The organism is Psychrilyobacter sp. (assembly GCF_037132775.1).
GTDB lineage: Bacteria > Fusobacteriota > Fusobacteriia > Fusobacteriales > Fusobacteriaceae > Psychrilyobacter.
Window position 1 is genome coordinate 1 of sequence record NZ_JBAHZY010000148.1, and the last position, 17,312, is coordinate 17,312.

The window sequence follows — 17,312 nt, forward strand, 5'->3', positions numbered from 1 at the left end:
ATAAAAAGATATATTAATTTTTATAATAACGATAGAGGACATAGTTCTTTAGATTATGAAACACCTGCTAAGGTATATTTTGGTACTCAAAAAATTGCTTAAGTTTTTTCATAAACTGTTTGACAAACACGACCACCATAATTTATAATGGTGTACAAATTATTAATCCTAAATTTTTACTTGTGTCTGCATTTATGATTACTGCTCTTGTCTCTACAGTTACCGGGACATCTTGGGGAGCTGCTGGAACTATAGGAGTAGCTATTATGGGAATTGCTGGTGGATTAGGTATTTCTTTACCTGCTACCGCCGGAGCTATCGTTGCTGGAGCTTATTTTGGTGATAAACTATCTCCACTTTCAGATACTACTAATCTTGCTCCTATCGCTGCGGGAAGTGAGTTATATGAACATATCAAACATATGCTTTATACTACACTCCCTGCAGCGATTATTTCTATTATAGTATATTTAATTGTAGGATTTAATTCTAGTGGTCAAACTACTAATCCTGAGACTGTAGATACGATGCTTTCTCAATTAGATTCAATGTATAGTTGGAATCTATTGTTATTGCTACCAGTATTTATAATTATCTTTGGTTCTGTAAAAAAATGGCCTGCTGTTCCGACGATGTTAAGTGCAAGTTTTATTTCTATAATTTTAGGTGTTGTTGTACAAGGGTTTGCTCTTAAAGATGGTTTAGCTTCTCTTGTTAAAGGGTTTAATGTTGGTATGACCGGTACCGAAACTAAGATCATCTGGGAAGTTACACGACTTATTGACAGAGGAGGAGTAGTTTCTGTTACAGGCACTACTGTTCTTATTTTCTGTGCCATGGGATTTGCAGGTATAATGAGTGTTACAGGGATGCTAGATACAGTGTTAAACTCTATTTTAAAAAGAGTTCGTTCAGATAGTGGTATTATCTTATCAACTATTTTTTCTTGCTTTATAATGGCATTTGTAACAGGTAGTTCATATCTTTCAATTCTTATTCCTGGAGAATTATTTAAAAATACATATGTTAAAAGAGGACTTCATCCAAAAAATCTATCTAGAACCCTTGAAGATTCAGGTACAGTTTTAGTTCCTTTAATTCCATGGTCTGCTGCAGGGGCATATATGGCAGCGACGTTAGGAGTTTCTACACTCGAATACCTCCCATGGGCAGTTTTGAATTATGCAGGTATTGTAGTCGCGATGATTCTTGCTATTACTGGGATAGGAGTTACTAAATTAAGCACTAAAGAAAAAGTGGAATTTAAGGTTGCTTTTGGAATTCAGAGAGATGAAAAAGATGTTTAAATTAATTAAAAACGCAAAAGTTTATTCTCCTAAAGATTTAGGGATTAAGGATATACTAATATGTAACGATAGAGTTATTGATATAGAAAATAACATACAATTTACTCATAAAGAACTAGAGATAATAGATGCAAATGGGAAAATTGTTATTCCTGGAATCATAGATCAACACGTTCACATTACTGGAGGGGGAGGGGAAGGTAGTTTTAATACTAGAGTTCCCGAAGTTATGTTAAGTGAATTAATACAAAGTGGAATAACAACTGTAGTTGGTCTTCTTGGTACAGATACCATTACTAGAAGTGTAGAAAACCTACTTGCGAAAACTAAAGCTCTTAAAGAAGAAGGGATAACGGCTTACTGTCTCACTGGAGGATATGAATATCCGAGTCCTACTATAACTGGAAGTGTAAAAAAAGACATTACTTTCATCCAAGAAATTTTGGGAGTAAAACTTGCTATTTCAGATCATAGAGCTTCTCATATTACTAAGGGTGAATTTACAAAATTAGTCAGTGATATAAGAGTAAGTGGAATGCTTTCTGGAAAAGCTTCTTACATTAAATTACATATGGGGAATAGTTCCGAGAGATTTTCTATTATTAATCAAATATTAGATGAAACAGACCTTTCTATATCCCATTTTAGACCCACTCATGTTGGAAGACATAAGGAATTGTTTGAGGAGGCCATGGATTTTGCTAAAAGAGGTGGGATCATAGATATTACTGCATGCAATAATTCTAATATAGTGCCTCTTCCTGAGCTTTTTAGTATCATGAAAAAAAATGAAGTTCCTTTAAAAAATATAACTCTTAGTTCAGATGGAAGAGGAAGTTGGTCTACTTATGATAAAATGGGAAAATTAGATAAAATTGGTCATGCAGCATGTGACACTATCTATAAAACTATCAAAGATTTAACAAACAAAGATATTCTTTCTTTTGAAGAAGCTTTAACTCTTGGTACGGAAAATGTAGCAGCAGCTCTTGATTTAAAGGGAAGAGGAATCATATCTAAAAATGGATTTGCAGATCTGCTTATTTTAGATAATAATTTGGATTTAAATTCTGTTCTGATGAATGGACGATATATGATGAAAAATAAACAAACTATAGTAAAGGGTACGTATGAATAAGATATAGTTATGCCTTGTAATGCAGCTCATTAAAGTTAACGGGGGAAAAAGTTGTAAGAATAGAAAAATAGAAAAAGTAGGGACTCCTAATTAGGAGTCCCTGCTTTTATATTTAAATCTTTGGTTTGATTAATAGATAGAAATACCTAGATTTTCTTTCATTTTATTAAAATCAACTCCTCGATGTTTAGCCATAGATTTTACCTGGTTGTCATCAATTTTTCCAAGATTAAAATAGCTAGCATTTTCGCTGAAAAACAGTAAACCGCAGACACTATGGATAGGAGTCATAGTATAGGTTGGACTAAGAGTAACTCCTAAGTCCCAAACATTCATAAGATCAAAAATTTCTTTTTTCATAGAATGATCAGGTAAAATAGGATAACCTACTGCTGGTCTTATCTTAACCTGGATTATTTCACTTACTTTTTTCTCTAAATATTCTGCAGCCGCTTCTGTCAACCTGTTTGCCAGTAATTTATACATTATATCTTCATACTCTGTTTTTCCAGATACGGTATCTATCGACACTACAAAAGTTCCAATATAATCTTTAGCTTCTATAAAATCTGCTAATGACAATGAAGTCTTCCATTGCTGGGTTCTTACCATAGGAAGTTCTAAACCATTAATTTTTAAAATATCCATTGGTTTTTTCTCGACATTAAAAATACCATATCTTGCAGATATTTTTAATTTTTTATCTTTCAATATTTCTAGATATTTTTTAGCGTCTCCTAAAATTTCTTCCTCTTTTAGCGTTTCTTTTACTTTCCAATCATGTAAAAATATATCCCAGGTGATATACTTTTCTATATCTGCAAGGGTAATTTTTATGTCAAAGATACCAGTTTTTGATGGGTCTATTACATTATTGGTTATTTTTCTCCTCATTTTAAATGCTTCTTCTAAATTCAGATAAGATCTCTCTTCCTCTTTTTTTTTGTAGGTTTCTCTCAAAGTTTCATATGAATTTAATATAGAATTTTTATATTTTGTATCTCTTCTCAGAATTTTATCTAGTACTATTACAGTATTGGAAGCATCTGTCAGATGGAATACCTTGCCACTATAATTCGGTTCTATTTTTATTGCAGTATGAAGTTTAGATGTAGCAGCTCCTCCAATGAAAAGAGGAATACTTATCCCTTCATTTGTCATCTTCTTAGCGATCTTTGCCATCTCATAGAGAGACGGTGTGATGAGTCCACTGAGGGCAACTCCATGGATTTTTTCATTTTTTACTGCAGTTATTATCCTATCCATAGAAACCATTACTCCCAAATCGATGATATTATATCCATTACACTCTAAAACAGTTTTGACTATGTTTTTTCCTATATCATGGACATCCCCGTCTACAGTTGCCATAACAATAGTTCCCCTGTTTCCAATCTGAATTTTCTCATCTTTAATTAATGGAGTTAAATGAGTTACTGCCTCTTTCATGATCACAGCACTCTTAACTACCTGGGGTAGGAATAATTTTCCAGTATTAAAATATTCTCCTACTCTTTCCATACCTTCCATCAATATATCTTGGATTATTGAGATAGGAGAATGTTCTTTTAATAACAGATCTATAAGGACTGTTAAATTTAATTTATTTCCATTAATTAGGTTGTCTATAATTTGGGTTTTGGGATCTAATTCTTTCTCTGCTGTTTTAGGAGTTATTATTTTTTCTATTTGTTCATCTAACAATGAATCTAAGATATCCTCTGTATTCATTATTAGGCTATAGACCTTATCTTCCAGAGATTTTTTTATCTTAATTGTCTTTTCTGCAGGATTCATTATAACCATATCTAGCCCACTTTTCTTGGCTAACCTCAAAAATATTTGATGGATTACGTGTCTTAACGGATTGTTTCCCCTAAAAGCAAATGAAACATTGCTGAGTCCACCGCTTGTTTTGGCATGGGGTAAATTTTCTTTTATCCATTTTATAGAATTTAGATAATCTTTTGCATAATTTCTGTCTGTTTTTTCTCCCGTTCCAATTGTTAAAATATTAGTATCAAAGATAATATCAGCAGGAGAAAACCCTATTCCCAACAACAAATCATAGGACCTTTTAGAAATTTCTATCTTTTTTCTGAATGTATCTGCCTGCCCATATTCATCAAAGGCCATGACTACCAGAGCTGCACCATATTTTTTTACTATTTTAGCTTTTCTAATAAATTCATCTTCCCCATCTTTGAGACTGAGTGAATTGACAATTCCCTTAGATGGTAGATTTTTTAATCCTTCCTCTATTATCTTAAAATCAGAGGAGTCAATCATAATGGAGATATTAGCAGTATCAGCAGAAGATAGGAGCAATTTTATATATTTTTTCATCTCTGTTTTGGAGTCTATCAATCCATCGTCTAGGTTGAGATCTAAGATGTGGGCCCCTCCATTTACCTGAGTTCTTGAAATTTCTAAAGCTTCATCATATTTTTTTTCTTTTATTAGTCTTGCAAACTTTCTGGATCCTGCTACATTATTTCTCTCTCCTATGATTAAAAAGCCTTTTTCATTTAAAACCTCATTTCCCGATATATTAAACTTTAAGGATTTTTCTCTTAGAATTCTAGGATTTTTATTTTTTATCGCTTCTGCTATCAGCTCTATATGTTTAGGAGTTGTACCGCAACATCCTCCCACGATATTTATTCCTGAATGACTTATTAGATCATTTAAAATTTTCACCATTTCTTCTGGAGTCTCACTGTACTCCCCTATTTCATTGGGTAATCCGGCATTCGGATAGATAGAGATAGGTTTATGAGTGAAATTTCCTAATTTTTGAATCAGTGGTAGTAGTTTAGTAGCCCCAAAGGAACAGTTCAAACCAAAGGATAGGATAGAATCTCTATCCAAAGAAATAACCAAGGATTCCATAGTCTGTCCAGATAATAATCTTCCAAATTTATCTACTGTAGCTGAGATCATAATTGGAAGACTTACCCTCTCTTCAGAGAAGACCTCTTCAGCTCCAACAACTGCTGCTTTTGCATTTAAACCATCAAAGATAGTTTCAATAAGGAGGAGATCTCCTCCCCCGTGAAGGATTCCTCGAATTTGTTTCTTGTAGGCCATTTTTAATGTATCAAAACTTATTCCCGATGAATCGAGGCTTATGCTTTTATTTGAAGGACCTATAGAACCTGCTATCCATATCTTTTTTCCAGTCTTTTCAAAATGATCTAAAGCCACTAGCTTGGCTAACTTAGTTCCTGCGAAAGATACTTCGTATGCCAAATCTCCCAGGTTATAATCGGCCATAGATATAGTGTTGCCATTAAAGGTGTTGGTTTCTATAATATCTGCTCCAGCTATGATATAACTGTTATATATATTTTTTATAATATCGGGCCTAGTTAGGTTTAGGATTTCGTTAACTCCCTTTAATTTAGAAGGGGAATCTTTAAATTTCTCTCCCCGGAAATCTTCTTCGGTTAAGTTATAATTCTGTATAGATGTTCCCATAGCACCGTCTAAAACCATTATTTTTTCTTTTAAAAGATCTTTTATATCCATATTCGTCTACCTCCGTTCTTATTGTATTTCTCCAGTTATCATTTTTAACCAATTTTTATAAAAAATATCCCTGTGTTTATCCCAGGTAAATAAGATCTCTTTATCTGGGTCGTTGTCTTTATAATAATTTTCAGGAATATTTTTTAAATCTCTCTGATATTCTTTATCCAGGCTATCTATTTGATATTCACCATGTCCTGAGATATAGATATTTTTCAAGTCTTCTGTAGCTACCATATATACTCCGACCCTTTTATTTTCTGCTATTATCGTAAGTCCTACTTCTGTAATATTTTCTTTTTTATTGTAGGTATTTCTGGAATGGGGAGCATAAAATTCTTCTGATTGAATTAATTTGTTTTTATAAACTCTATGGTTGAAAATTCCAAAGGTTTTCTCTTTTAGTGGATATTTTAAAATTTTATAGTGATGATATAGTGCTCCCTGGCTTGCCCAGCAAATATAGATGCTGGGGATATTTAAATCAAATGCAGGTTTTAACTCATTCCAATATCTTACTTGTTCAAACTCTAGGTCTTCTATTGGGGCTCCTGTTATAATCAATCCTTGATAATTTTTTTCATTTAATTTACTCAATGGGATATAGTTTTTTTCTAAATATTCTATGGAGGTATTTTTTGAAATGTGGTTATCTGGATACAAAAATTCGATTTCTACTATCAGGTTATACCGACCTAAAATATTAAAAAATTGGGATTCTGTCTCCTCTTTAAAGGGCATTAAATTTATAATTCCTATTTTTACTCCTGCTTCACAATTTTCTTTATTTTTAAAGATAATACCGTTATCCCTAGAATTTTTTATACCACTCAAATTGTTATTACATAGAATAGATATTTTACTCGACCTCCCTAATTCCTTTTCGAATGTATTTTATATTTTCTAAAATTCTTCTAGTTATGTCGACCTTGTTCATAGTATAGATATGAACTCCATCTACTCCAGAAGCTATTAAATCTATGATTTGCTCTGTGGCATAGGTTATTCCAGCTTCTTCTAATGCCTTTGGATTATCCTTGAATTTTTCCAATATTGTCTTGAATTTTCTAGGAATCCTTGCGTTGCATAGTTCCCTTACTTTTTCAATCTGGTTATAATTTGTCACAGGTAATATTCCTGCAACTAAGGGTACGGTTAGGTTTAATTTTTGAGTTTTTTCTTTAAATTTATAAAAATCTTCATTGTCAAAAAATAATTGTGAGACTAAAAAATCAGTTCCAGATTCAACCTTTGTTTTTAGATGAAAAAGATCTAACAGGTCATTATTTTCAGAGTGTACCTCAGGATAAAAAGCTCCAGCTACACAAAAAGTATCATCTTTTTTTATGTGTTTCACCAGATCACTAGCATAGCCGAAACGTGAATCATGGACCTTGTCTCTTGGAATATCACCTCTCAGGGCTAAGATGTTTTTGATCCCATTATTTTTTAACTCCTTTAGAGTAGTATTTATAGATTCTTCAGTAGCTCCTATACAGGTCAAATGAGCTAAGGTTTCTATCTTATTTATATTTTTGATCCTTTTTGTGATCTCAACAGTTCTGCTCTGTGTGGTTCCCCCTGCTCCATATGTTACACTTATATAATCCGGTTTTAATTCTGCCAGTTCATCGATGGTTTTATATATTTTTTCTATCGGAAATTTATCGTTTGGTGGGAAAATCTCAAATGAGATCACTGTATCTTTATTTTTAAATATATCTTTTATCTTCATAATTTCTCCCTTGTATAATGAAATAGAGCTATATACACACTATTTTTAGTTTATTTGGAATTTGCTATTGCATTTTCTAAGTCTGCGATGATGTCACCTATATTTTCCAATCCTATTGAAATTCTGATCATATTTGGTTTTATTCCAGCTGCTTTTAACTGTTCATCATTTAACTGACCATGAGTTGTACTTGCAGGGTGAATAATTAAAGATTTAGCATCAGCTACATTGGCAAGATGAGAAAATATCTCCAAACTTTCTATAAATCTTTTTGCCCTGTCTTTTCCCCCATGTAAACCTAAAGTAAAGATAGATCCTACACCTTTTTTATAATATTTACTCGCTAATTTCTTTTGTTCATCTGTTGTAAACTCTGGATGAGTGATCCAATCTACTTCTGGATTTGATTTTAGATACTCCGCTACTTTTTTTGCATTTTCTACATGTCTTTCTACTCTGAGTGATAGTGTTTCTATCCCTTGTAATATCAGAAATGCACTAAAGGGAGAAAGAGCTGCTCCTGTATCTCGGAGTAGTCTTACTCTAGCTTTTAGTATAAATGCCTGTTCTCCTAGATCTGAATATATTAGATTATTATATCCGGGATCAGGAATATTAAATGATTTAAATTTATCATCTTTCCAGTTAAAATTTCCACAGTCTACGATAACACCTGCTATTGTCGTCCCGTGACCACCTAAAAATTTTGTAGCAGAATGAACTACAACATTGGCTCCATGTTCAATAGGTCTTATTAGATATGGTGTTCCAAAGGTATTATCTACAACTAGGGGTAACTTATATTTTTTAGCTATCTTTGATATGGCATCTAAATCAACTATTTGTCCTGTTGGATTTTCCAATGTTTCTATAAAAATGACCTTTGTTTTCGAAGTTATGGCATCCTCTAGAGTCTTCAGATCAGATGTTTCAAAAAACCTTGTTTTGATCCCAAAGTCCTCTATTGTATTGGATAAAAAGTTATAACTTCCACCATAGATTCCCTTTGCAGAAACAATTTCGTCTCCTGATCTGGCAATGGTCAAGAGGGCATAAGTGATAGCTGCGGATCCTGATGCTACTGCTAATCCTCCTACCCCACCTTCTAATGCTGCAACTCTCTTTTCTAAGACGTCAGTTGTAGGGTTACCTATTCTTGTATAGATATTTCCCTCTTCTTCTAAGTTAAACAGTCTAGCTCCGTGGTCGGCGTCTTTAAAAGTATAGGATGCAGTTTGATAGATAGGAACCGCTCTAGCTCCTGTTAAAGTATCTTTCACTTGTCCTGCATGCAATTGTAATGTCTCAAATTTTAAATTCATAGTTGTTCCTCCCTGTATTTTTAAATAAATTTTGTAAAATAAAAAAGCCTGCGGAGTTTCCCACAGGCTTTCTAGTAAAAGATGCTTGTGAACAAACTCGTAAGTTACTACAAAACGAGTCTGTTCTTAAATTTTAAAAATTTAAGTTACAAACCCTACCAAAGCATCATCATTAGCATATTTAATTGTCCAATTCTTGAATTAACCATCTTAATCAGCTCACTTATTTTTATTTGTTTTCTATCAGCTCTTTTTTTTTGTTACTAAAGTTCTAATTTTTAAACATTCTAGCACGATTTTTTTTAAATGTAAAATAAATTTATTTATTTTCTCAATTATTTTTTATAACAGTTCCTACAGTTTAGATGATATTTGTTACTGTATTCTTTCTAGAATTATAAAAACCCAACTAAAAATTAAATCCATTTTGAAGTCTTTTTTTTTTTTTTCTTGAATAGTTTTTTTAAAAATATTATTCTTTAAAACTTTTTCGACTCAATTATACCAATAATTTGTTCCGCTAGTCCGTGTATCGAGTACGGAAATTGAATTTCATTTTGAAAAAAATGTTGACAGGAAAAAAATAAACTGTTATTATTCTTCTAAATTACAAAACAAGGAGGAAAAAATTATGATTTTAACTAATATCTTATCTATAAATTTATTATTATTGCTGCTGTTATTATTACTATTAGGTTGCAAGCAATTGAATAGATTAAAAATGATATTGGAGAAATTGTATACTTTTGAATACCCTGTTTTAAAATACTCGGGATAAGTATAACTATGATGGCAGCTGATATTATTGGCTGCTTTTTTTTATAAAAAATTTATAATCATTAAAGGAAAAAAATAGGAGGACTAAATAATGGAAAAGATGATAAAGATATTTGATACAACATTAAGAGATGGGGAACAATCACCGGGATGCAGTATGAACATAGGAGAAAAAATAGAGGTTGCCAGACAACTAGAAAAATTAGGAGTGGACATAATAGAGGCAGGGTTTCCAGCTTCATCAAAGGGTGATTTTAATTCAGTCAAGGCAATAGCCGAAAGCGTCACAAACGTAAGGGTAGCAGGATTAGCAAGAGCATTAAAGGGAGATATAGATACTACATGGGAAGCTATAAAAGGGGCTAAATATCCAAGGATTCATACATTTATAGCTACTTCGGATATCCATATGAAATATAAACTAAAAAAGACTCCAGAAGAGGTATATAAACAGGCTGTAGAGATGATTAAATATGCCAAATCTAAGTGTGATGATATAGAATTTTCAGCAGAAGATGCGACTAGAACTAGACCTGAATTTCTTTATAAAATAGTAGAAGGTGCTATAGAAGCAGGTGCTACAGTAATAAATATCCCTGACACAGTAGGATATACAACCCCAGAGGAATTTTATAAGATAATAAAAGGGGTAAGGGAAAATGTAAAAAATATAAATATGGTAGATATATCGGTACACTGCCACAATGATTTAGGACTTGGAGTAGCTAACTCTCTGGCAGCTGTAAAAGCAGGAGCTACTCAAGTAGAATGCACTGTAAATGGCATAGGAGAAAGAGCAGGAAATGCAGCTTTAGAAGAAGTGGTAATGGCTATGAGAGTAAGAAAAGATATTTATCCTGGGGAAAATAGAATAAATACAGAAGAAATATACAAAACCAGTCAACTTATTACAAGAATAACAGGAGTTGAGGTACAGCCGAATAAGGCCATTGTAGGAGAAAATGCCTTTGCTCATGAATCTGGAATCCATCAACACGGAATGTTAGAAAATAAAGAAACCTATGAAATTATGACTCCTGAATCTATAGGGCTCAGTCAAAATAAGATGGTACTTGGAAAACATTCGGGGAAACATGCTTTTGAAAATCATTTAATAGAATGTGGGTATGAACTTACCAGAGAGGAGATAGAAGAAATTTTTGTACGATTTAAAGAACTTGCGGATAAGAAAAAAGATGTATCTACAGAAGATATTGAAGCTCTTATATATGATACAAAAATAATAGAAAAGACATATACATTGAATAGATATACTGTAAACACAGGAAATACTATCACTCCCATAGTATCTATAAATATGGGAAGGGATGGGAAAATAATAGAAAATGTAGCTATTGGAGACGGTCCTGTAGATGCGGCATTTAAAGCTATTGATAAGATTATAAATGTAGAATTTGAATTAAATAAATATACTATAAAAGCAGTGACAAGTGGAAGTGATGCACAGGGAGAGGTTTTTATAAGATTGGGTAAAGATAATAAAAGTTATAATGGAAGACATACGAGTACCGACATAGTAGAAGCCAGTATAATGGCATATATAGGAGCTATAAATAATTATTTTGATGAGCAAGGGAGAATATAAATATGGCGATGACAATAGTAGAAAAAATTCTAGCAAATAAATCAAGTAAAGCCCAAGTGAAACCTGGAGATAATATCTGGGTGGATGTGGATATACTAATGACACATGATGTATGTGGACCAGGAACTATAGGGGTATTTAAGAAGAATTTCGGTGAAGATACCAAAGTATGGGACAAAGAAAAGATAGTTTTAATACCAGATCATTATATATTTACCAAGGATAAATATGCCATGAGAAATATAGAATATGTAACTCAATTTGCAAAAGAACAGGAGATAAAACATTTTTATGAACCTTTTACAGATAATTATAAGGGTGTATGTCATGTAGCTCTTGCAGAGGAAGGACACAATAAACCAGGAGATGTACTATTTGGAACAGATTCACATACATGTACATCAGGAGCCTTTGGGCAGTTTGCTTCTGGGATAGGAAACACAGATGCAGGGTTTATTATGGGGACTGGAAAACTATGGGTGAGGGTGCCTGAATCTATAAAATTTCAGTTTGATGGAAAATTTTCAAGTTATGTTATGGGAAAAGATGTAGTACTACAAACAATAGGAGACATAGGATTTGATGGTGCTACTTATAGATGTATGGAATATGTAGGAGACGCTATATCAAAATTAAATATGGAAGAGAGGATGACAATCTGTAATATGGCCATAGAAGCAGGAGGAAAATGTGGAATAATAGCTGCAGATGAAGTAACTAAAAAATATTTAGAAGATAGAGGAATAACAGACTACGAAGTTCATAACTCAGACAAAGATGCAATCTATCGTTCTGTTCATACCTATGATGCTAGTAAGATAGTTCCAGTAGTTGCAAAACCATATTCTCCTGGAAATGTAGAACCGGCAGAAAATTTATCTCACATAGAAGTGACAAGATCATATATAGGATCTTGTACAGGGGGAAAAACTACAGACTTTATAGCCGCAGCTAAAATATTAAAAGGAGAAAAAGTAAAGATAGAAACTTTTATAGTTCCAGCTACAAGAAATGTAGAAAGAAATTTTGAAACAATTAAGATAGGGGGAGAAACTTTAAAAGAAATTTTTGAAAATGCAGGATGTAAGATAGGACCACCATCATGTGCAGCATGTTTAGGGGGACCAGAAGATACTTTTGGAAGAACTCACTCAGATGAAGTAGTTATAGCTACGACTAACAGAAATTTTCATGGAAGGATGGGATCTATGGATTCGCAGGTATATTTAGCTTCTCCTTATACTGCCGCAGCATCAGCATTGACTGGAAAAATAACAGATCCAAGAAAATATATAAAAAAAATAGAGGTGGGAATAGATGAATAAGATAAGAGGTAAAGCATATGTAGTAGGAGATAATATCGATACTGATCAGATAATTCCAGCCATACATTTAGTATTTAGAACAGATATAGAGGAAGAGGCTAAAAATTATGGTAAATACGCCATGTCTGGAATGGATCCAAAGACTATCGAAGTTCCCTTCATAGAGGAGGATAGATATGAATCGGACTATACAGTAATGATTTCAGGGAAAAACTTTGGATGTGGATCATCTAGGGAACATGCTCCTCTTTCACTTGAGAAAGCAGGAATAAAAGCAGTAGTAGCCCAGGGTTACGCAAGAATATTTTATAGAAATTCTGTAGACGGAGGATTCTTGATTCCCTATGAAACTAAAAATAGACTGATAGATGAAATAAAAACTGGAGATGAGGTAGAAATTTCAGAAAATATTTTAAAAAATATAACTACAAATAAAGAATATATTTTAGGAGAGTTAGGAGATATCGAAGGGATAATAAAAGCTGGTGGGATATTTAATTATGCTATACAAAATGGATTTATGTACAAATAGAATTTATATTAAATTAGGAGGAGAAGATGGAATATAGAATAACTGTGATGCCAGGAGACGGGATAGGTAAAGAGATAACAGAGGGAGCAGTAGAGGTTATAAAAAAAATAGGAGAAAAATATAATCATAAATTTAATATAAACTATGCCGATATTGGTGGAATAGCCATAGATAATCAAGGGACTCCTCTACCCCAAAAAACAATTGAGATGTGTAAGAATAGTGATGGAATAATTCTAGGAGCTGTAGGAGGACCCACATGGGATCACCTAAAAGGAGAAGATAGACCGGAAAGAGGTCTTTTAAATATTAGAAAAGAATTAGGACTATATACCAATCTAAGGCCAGCTATAGTATATGAACCACTAAAAGATGCTTCTCCATTGAAAACAGAAATAATTGGTAAGGGCCTTGATATCTGTATAGTCAGAGAATTGACTGGAGGAATATATTTTGGAGAAAAAGGGATAAGAGAAGATGGGTCGGCATACGATATCCTTTCTTATAGTGAAGAGGAAGTAAAAAGAATAGCAATAAAAGGTTTTGAAATAGCTATGAAAAGAAATAAAAAGCTTACAAGTGTAGACAAATCCAATGTGTTGGAAAGCTCAAGATTGTGGAGAAGAGTTGTAATAGAAATTTCTAAAAACTATCCAGAGGTAGAATTAAATCATATGTATGTAGATAATGCCGCTATGCAGTTACTTATAAATCCAACTCAATTTGATGTTATCCTGACTATGAATATGTTTGGAGATATATTGTCTGATGAAGCCAGTATGATAACGGGATCTATTGGGATGTTGCCATCAGCCAGCATAGGAGAAAAATATGGGTTATATGAGCCAATCCATGGATCTGCACCAGATATAGCAGGGCAAGATATAGCCAATCCAATAGCCACTATTTTATCGGTAGCTATGATGTTTAAGCATTCTATGGGACTCCTAGAGGAAGGAATAGCTATAGAAAAAGCAGTAGAAAAAGTTTTAAATGATGGTATGAGAACGAGGGATATATACACAGATTCAACTAAATTAGTTGGTACGGAAGAGATGGCAAGCTTTATAGTAAAAAAAATTTAACAGATAATATACCTAGGAGGGAATTATGATAGATACTAAAAAAATATGGTTGAACGGTGAGATGGTAGATCATGATAATGCTAAGGTTCATGTTTTATCCCATGCAATGCATTATGGAAGCAGCTTTTTTGAAGGAATAAGAGCATATAAAACAGAGAAAGGAACAGCTATATTCAGATTAGATGAACATATTGATAGACTATCTAAGTTCCCAGCTTATTAAGATGGAAGCATTGGAAAATGGATATGATGAAGGGATAGCACTAGATTATTCTGGAAATGTCAGTGAAGGGAGTGGAGAAAATTTGTTTGTAGTTTCAAATGGAAAGATATATTCTCCTCAATCAGGATCATCTGCATTTACTGGTATCACACGTGATTCTGTAATTACAATAGTACGTGACCTAGGGTACGAAGTTGTTGAAGAAACAATTTCTAGAGAATCGTTATATACAGCAGATGAACTCTTTTTTTCAGGAACGGCAGCTGAAATAACACCAATAGCTAGTGTAGATAAGATAAAAATTGGAAGTGGTAAAAGGGGGCCTATTACAGAAAAAATTCAAGAAATATTCTTTGAAATGACAGAAGGAAAGAAGTTAGAGTATAACTCTTGGTTAACTTATGTTAAATAGATTTAAGTGAAAAATGAGGCTTACCCAAAAGGGGAGAGCCTCATTTTTTATTATTGTTTTTTTGAGATATATGCTTTTAAAAGGATTCCTTCATCCTTTATATTCCTATGAATTACCGATTTAACGTCAAAATTGAACATCTTAAAAACATATTGAATAAAACTACCGGTGAAGACTGCTGTTATCACGGTACCTACTCCTACATATCCTCCTAAAAAATACCCTATAACTAGAACAGTAATTTCAATACTGCTCCTTATAAATCTCACAGAAAAATTAGTTTTTTTTGTGAGAGCAACCATCAGTGCATCTCGAGGACCGCAACCAAGACCAGTAGATATATACATATAACATCCTATACCTAGGATAAATAACCCTATAAACATCATAAGAACACCAATAAAAGGATTGTGACTTAAAGGGATCAATTTTGAAAAAAGAATTAAATCCATAAAACTTCCAATAAATATGATATTAAATATACTACCACTACCTATTTGCTCTCCTAAGAATGCGTCCAAAGTTATAACTAAGATTCCAACAAGGATACTGGCTTGTCCGATTGTGATGTTTCCAACTTTTGAGATACCTTGGTGGAGAACATTCCAGGGAGAAAATCCTAGATCAGACCTTATAATAATAACAATTCCTAAGGAACAGATAAAAAAACCTAGAAATAATTTTATATATTTTAAAACTTCATTTTTCATCGAATACCTCCTATATATATTTTTAATGTTGTTGTATTATAACTTACTTTTTAGTTAATCACAAGGTGAGAATAATAAGAAAATTATTATAGACTGAAAAAATATTATTTTTTCGAAATAATTTTTTTATATAGTATAATCTATCATAAAATGAGAGAGGTAGATAGACCTAGAATAAAAACCAAAAAAATAGTAGAAAGGATGAGTGACTGTGAAAAATTAGGGCATGGAATGACCTATTCGATTGAGTATATTTGGTTTGACGGAGGGAATTATGGAATTGAATTTAAAGCAGATGATAACTGAAAACAGGAATAAAAACACCATGAATATAGACTTACTGGATACCTTGGAGATGGTAAAAGTAATAAATGATGAGGATAAAAAAGTTGCCTTGGCAGTAGAAAAAGAATTAGAAAATATCGCGAAGGCTATCGATAAGATAAGTTATGCATTTTTAAACGGTGGCAGGCTCATATATATATAGGTGCTGGAACATCTGGAAGGTTGGAGATATTAGATGCCAGTGAATGTCCTCCTACATTTGGAACACCAAAAGAACTGGTGATAGGACTTATTGCAGGAGGAAAAGATGCGATTTTGAGAGCCGTGGAAAACGCCGAGGATAATAAAGAGCTGTGTAGAAATGATTTAAAAAATATCGACTTTAATTCTAAAGATATATTGGTAGGAATAGCGGCAAGTGGGAGGACACCATATGTAATGGGTGGTATTGAATATGCAAAAAAACAAAGGGCTATCACAGTAGGTTTAAGCTGCAACCCGAATAGTATACTAGCTAAATCTGTAAACATCTCAATATCTCCAGTTGTGGGAGGAGAAGTGATCACAGGGTCGTCTAGGTTAAAGGCTGGAACGGCACAAAAATTGGTGTTAAATATGCTGACAACTGGGTCTATGATAAAGATTGGGAAGGTATATGGGAACCTTATAGTAGATGTAGAAGCTACCAATAAAAAATTGGTAGAAAGACAAAAAAATAGTCATGGAAGCTACTGAATGTAGGATGAAGGAAGCCAATTCTGCTTTGAAAGATGCAAAGGGACATTGTAAGACTGCTATCCTCATGATATTGGGAGGCTTAGAGGTAAAGGAGGCTAAAATATTATTGTCAGAAAAAAAAGGATTTATCAGAGAGGCATTAAAAGTAGTAAGTAAATAAATAATTAAAGTCAGAAGAAAAAGCTTAGTCACGAATGATATAAATTATTAATTATACATTTGGCTGAAAGTCGTTAGAGGGGGAGAGATGGATTATAAGGAAATTGCAAAAAAAATAATGAAACTTACAGGAGAAACGAATAATATTTGTGGTTATACTAGCTGTATGATACGTTTAAGAGTATCGGTAAAGAATTTGGGAAAAGTAGATTTAGAAGGATTAAAAACCGTTGATTATGGTGGTCGTGTTTATCAAACAGTTTATGAAAAAACTTAAGCAATTTTTTGGGGTCTGTCTCATATTTTGTGTAAACCTCCAAATTAGTGTAAACTACAATTACATTAATTTGGAGGTTTTTTTATGAGAAAAAGAAGAAAAGATTTATCCCCTGATGAATTAGCACGAAAAGAGCTAATTAGAGAATAT

Annotated in this window: 17 protein-coding genes; 12 read left to right on the forward strand and 5 right to left on the reverse strand. The window is 32.9% G+C overall.

Annotated elements, in window-relative coordinates; translation table 11 throughout:
- The first annotated feature begins 119 nt into the window (after positions 1-119).
- Together nhaC and iadA are read left to right on the forward strand one after the other, a co-directional pair.
- Entirely contained in the window at positions 120-1,307 is a 1,188-nt protein-coding gene (gene nhaC, locus V5784_RS11635; RefSeq protein WP_336889189.1) for a Na+/H+ antiporter NhaC, read from the forward strand.
- Positions 1,300-2,445 carry a beta-aspartyl-peptidase gene (gene iadA / locus V5784_RS11640; RefSeq protein WP_336889190.1) on the forward strand — a complete coding sequence of 382 codons (1,146 nt, stop codon included), beginning with the start codon at positions 1,300-1,302 and terminating at the stop codon, positions 2,443-2,445. The genes nhaC and iadA overlap by 8 nt, the downstream gene beginning before the upstream one ends.
- Before the next feature lie 129 nt (positions 2,446-2,574).
- On the opposite strand, the gene metH is transcribed toward iadA, so the two are convergent.
- Genes metH through V5784_RS11660 form a run of 4 tightly spaced genes read right to left on the reverse strand, consistent with a single transcriptional unit; the run spans position 2,575 to position 9,033 of the window.
- A complete protein-coding gene (gene metH / locus V5784_RS11645; RefSeq protein ID WP_336889191.1) occupies positions 2,575-5,976 on the reverse strand; it encodes a methionine synthase in 3,402 nt (1,133 codons plus the stop codon).
- Between the two features lie 18 nt (positions 5,977-5,994).
- Positions 5,995-6,810: a homoserine O-succinyltransferase gene (locus tag V5784_RS11650; RefSeq protein ID WP_336889192.1), complete on the reverse strand. Its 816-nt coding sequence runs from the start codon at positions 6,808-6,810 to the stop codon at positions 5,995-5,997.
- A 25-nt stretch (positions 6,811-6,835) separates the two neighbouring features.
- The gene (gene metF, locus V5784_RS11655; RefSeq protein ID WP_336889193.1) at positions 6,836-7,711 is read right to left on the reverse strand and encodes a methylenetetrahydrofolate reductase [NAD(P)H]; all 876 of its coding nucleotides are present in this window, start codon (positions 7,709-7,711) and stop codon (positions 6,836-6,838) included.
- Positions 7,712-7,761: 50 nt separating this feature from the next.
- On the reverse strand, positions 7,762-9,033 hold the full coding sequence (locus V5784_RS11660) for an O-acetylhomoserine aminocarboxypropyltransferase/cysteine synthase family protein (RefSeq protein ID WP_336889194.1): 1,272 nt from the start codon (positions 9,031-9,033) through the stop codon (positions 7,762-7,764).
- 868 nt (positions 9,034-9,901) lie between these two features.
- On the opposite strand from V5784_RS11660, the gene V5784_RS11665 reads away from it, so the two are divergent.
- Genes V5784_RS11665 through V5784_RS11690 form a run of 6 tightly spaced genes read left to right on the forward strand, consistent with a single transcriptional unit; the run spans position 9,902 to position 14,993 of the window.
- Positions 9,902-11,416 carry a 2-isopropylmalate synthase gene (locus V5784_RS11665; protein WP_336889195.1) on the forward strand — a complete coding sequence of 505 codons (1,515 nt, stop codon included), beginning with the start codon at positions 9,902-9,904 and terminating at the stop codon, positions 11,414-11,416.
- Between the two features lie 2 nt (positions 11,417-11,418).
- Positions 11,419-12,741: a 3-isopropylmalate dehydratase large subunit gene (locus V5784_RS11670; RefSeq protein WP_336889196.1), complete on the forward strand. Its 1,323-nt coding sequence runs from the start codon at positions 11,419-11,421 to the stop codon at positions 12,739-12,741.
- Positions 12,734-13,273 (forward strand): 3-isopropylmalate dehydratase, encoded by a 540-nt coding sequence (locus V5784_RS11675; RefSeq protein WP_336889197.1) that lies wholly within the window; start codon positions 12,734-12,736, stop codon positions 13,271-13,273. The genes V5784_RS11670 and V5784_RS11675 overlap by 8 nt, the downstream gene beginning before the upstream one ends.
- A gap of 26 nt (positions 13,274-13,299) precedes the next feature.
- Complete coding sequence (leuB, locus tag V5784_RS11680; RefSeq protein WP_336889198.1) at positions 13,300-14,358, forward strand: 3-isopropylmalate dehydrogenase; 1,059 nt, start codon at positions 13,300-13,302, stop codon at positions 14,356-14,358.
- Between the two features lie 25 nt (positions 14,359-14,383).
- The gene (locus V5784_RS11685; protein WP_336889199.1) at positions 14,384-14,581 is read left to right on the forward strand and encodes a hypothetical protein; all 198 of its coding nucleotides are present in this window, start codon (positions 14,384-14,386) and stop codon (positions 14,579-14,581) included.
- On the forward strand, positions 14,541-14,993 hold the full coding sequence (locus tag V5784_RS11690) for an aminotransferase class IV (protein ID WP_336889200.1): 453 nt from the start codon (positions 14,541-14,543) through the stop codon (positions 14,991-14,993). Before V5784_RS11685 ends, V5784_RS11690 begins: the two co-directional genes overlap by 41 nt.
- 50 nt (positions 14,994-15,043) lie before the next feature.
- Here V5784_RS11690 and V5784_RS11695 read toward each other — a convergent pair whose 3' ends face one another.
- Positions 15,044-15,703 carry a hypothetical protein gene (locus V5784_RS11695; RefSeq protein WP_336889201.1) on the reverse strand — a complete coding sequence of 220 codons (660 nt, stop codon included), beginning with the start codon at positions 15,701-15,703 and terminating at the stop codon, positions 15,044-15,046.
- A gap of 274 nt (positions 15,704-15,977) precedes the next feature.
- Between V5784_RS11695 and V5784_RS11700 the strand changes: the two genes are divergently transcribed.
- The 4 genes from V5784_RS11700 to V5784_RS11715 all read left to right on the forward strand — a co-directional run bounded on the left by V5784_RS11700 (position 15,978) and on the right by V5784_RS11715 (position 17,162).
- Positions 15,978-16,190, forward strand: a complete 213-nt coding sequence (locus tag V5784_RS11700) for a hypothetical protein (protein WP_336889202.1) — start codon at positions 15,978-15,980, stop codon at positions 16,188-16,190.
- Positions 16,191-16,210: 20 nt separating this feature from the next.
- A complete protein-coding gene (locus tag V5784_RS11705; RefSeq protein ID WP_336889203.1) occupies positions 16,211-16,723 on the forward strand; it encodes an N-acetylmuramic acid 6-phosphate etherase in 513 nt (170 codons plus the stop codon).
- 7 nt (positions 16,724-16,730) lie between these two features.
- The gene (locus tag V5784_RS11710) at positions 16,731-16,886 is read left to right on the forward strand and encodes a hypothetical protein (RefSeq protein ID WP_336889204.1); all 156 of its coding nucleotides are present in this window, start codon (positions 16,731-16,733) and stop codon (positions 16,884-16,886) included.
- Positions 16,887-16,973: 87 nt separating this feature from the next.
- A complete protein-coding gene (locus tag V5784_RS11715; RefSeq protein WP_336889205.1) occupies positions 16,974-17,162 on the forward strand; it encodes a hypothetical protein in 189 nt (62 codons plus the stop codon).
- The last annotated feature ends 150 nt before the right edge of the window (positions 17,163-17,312 follow it).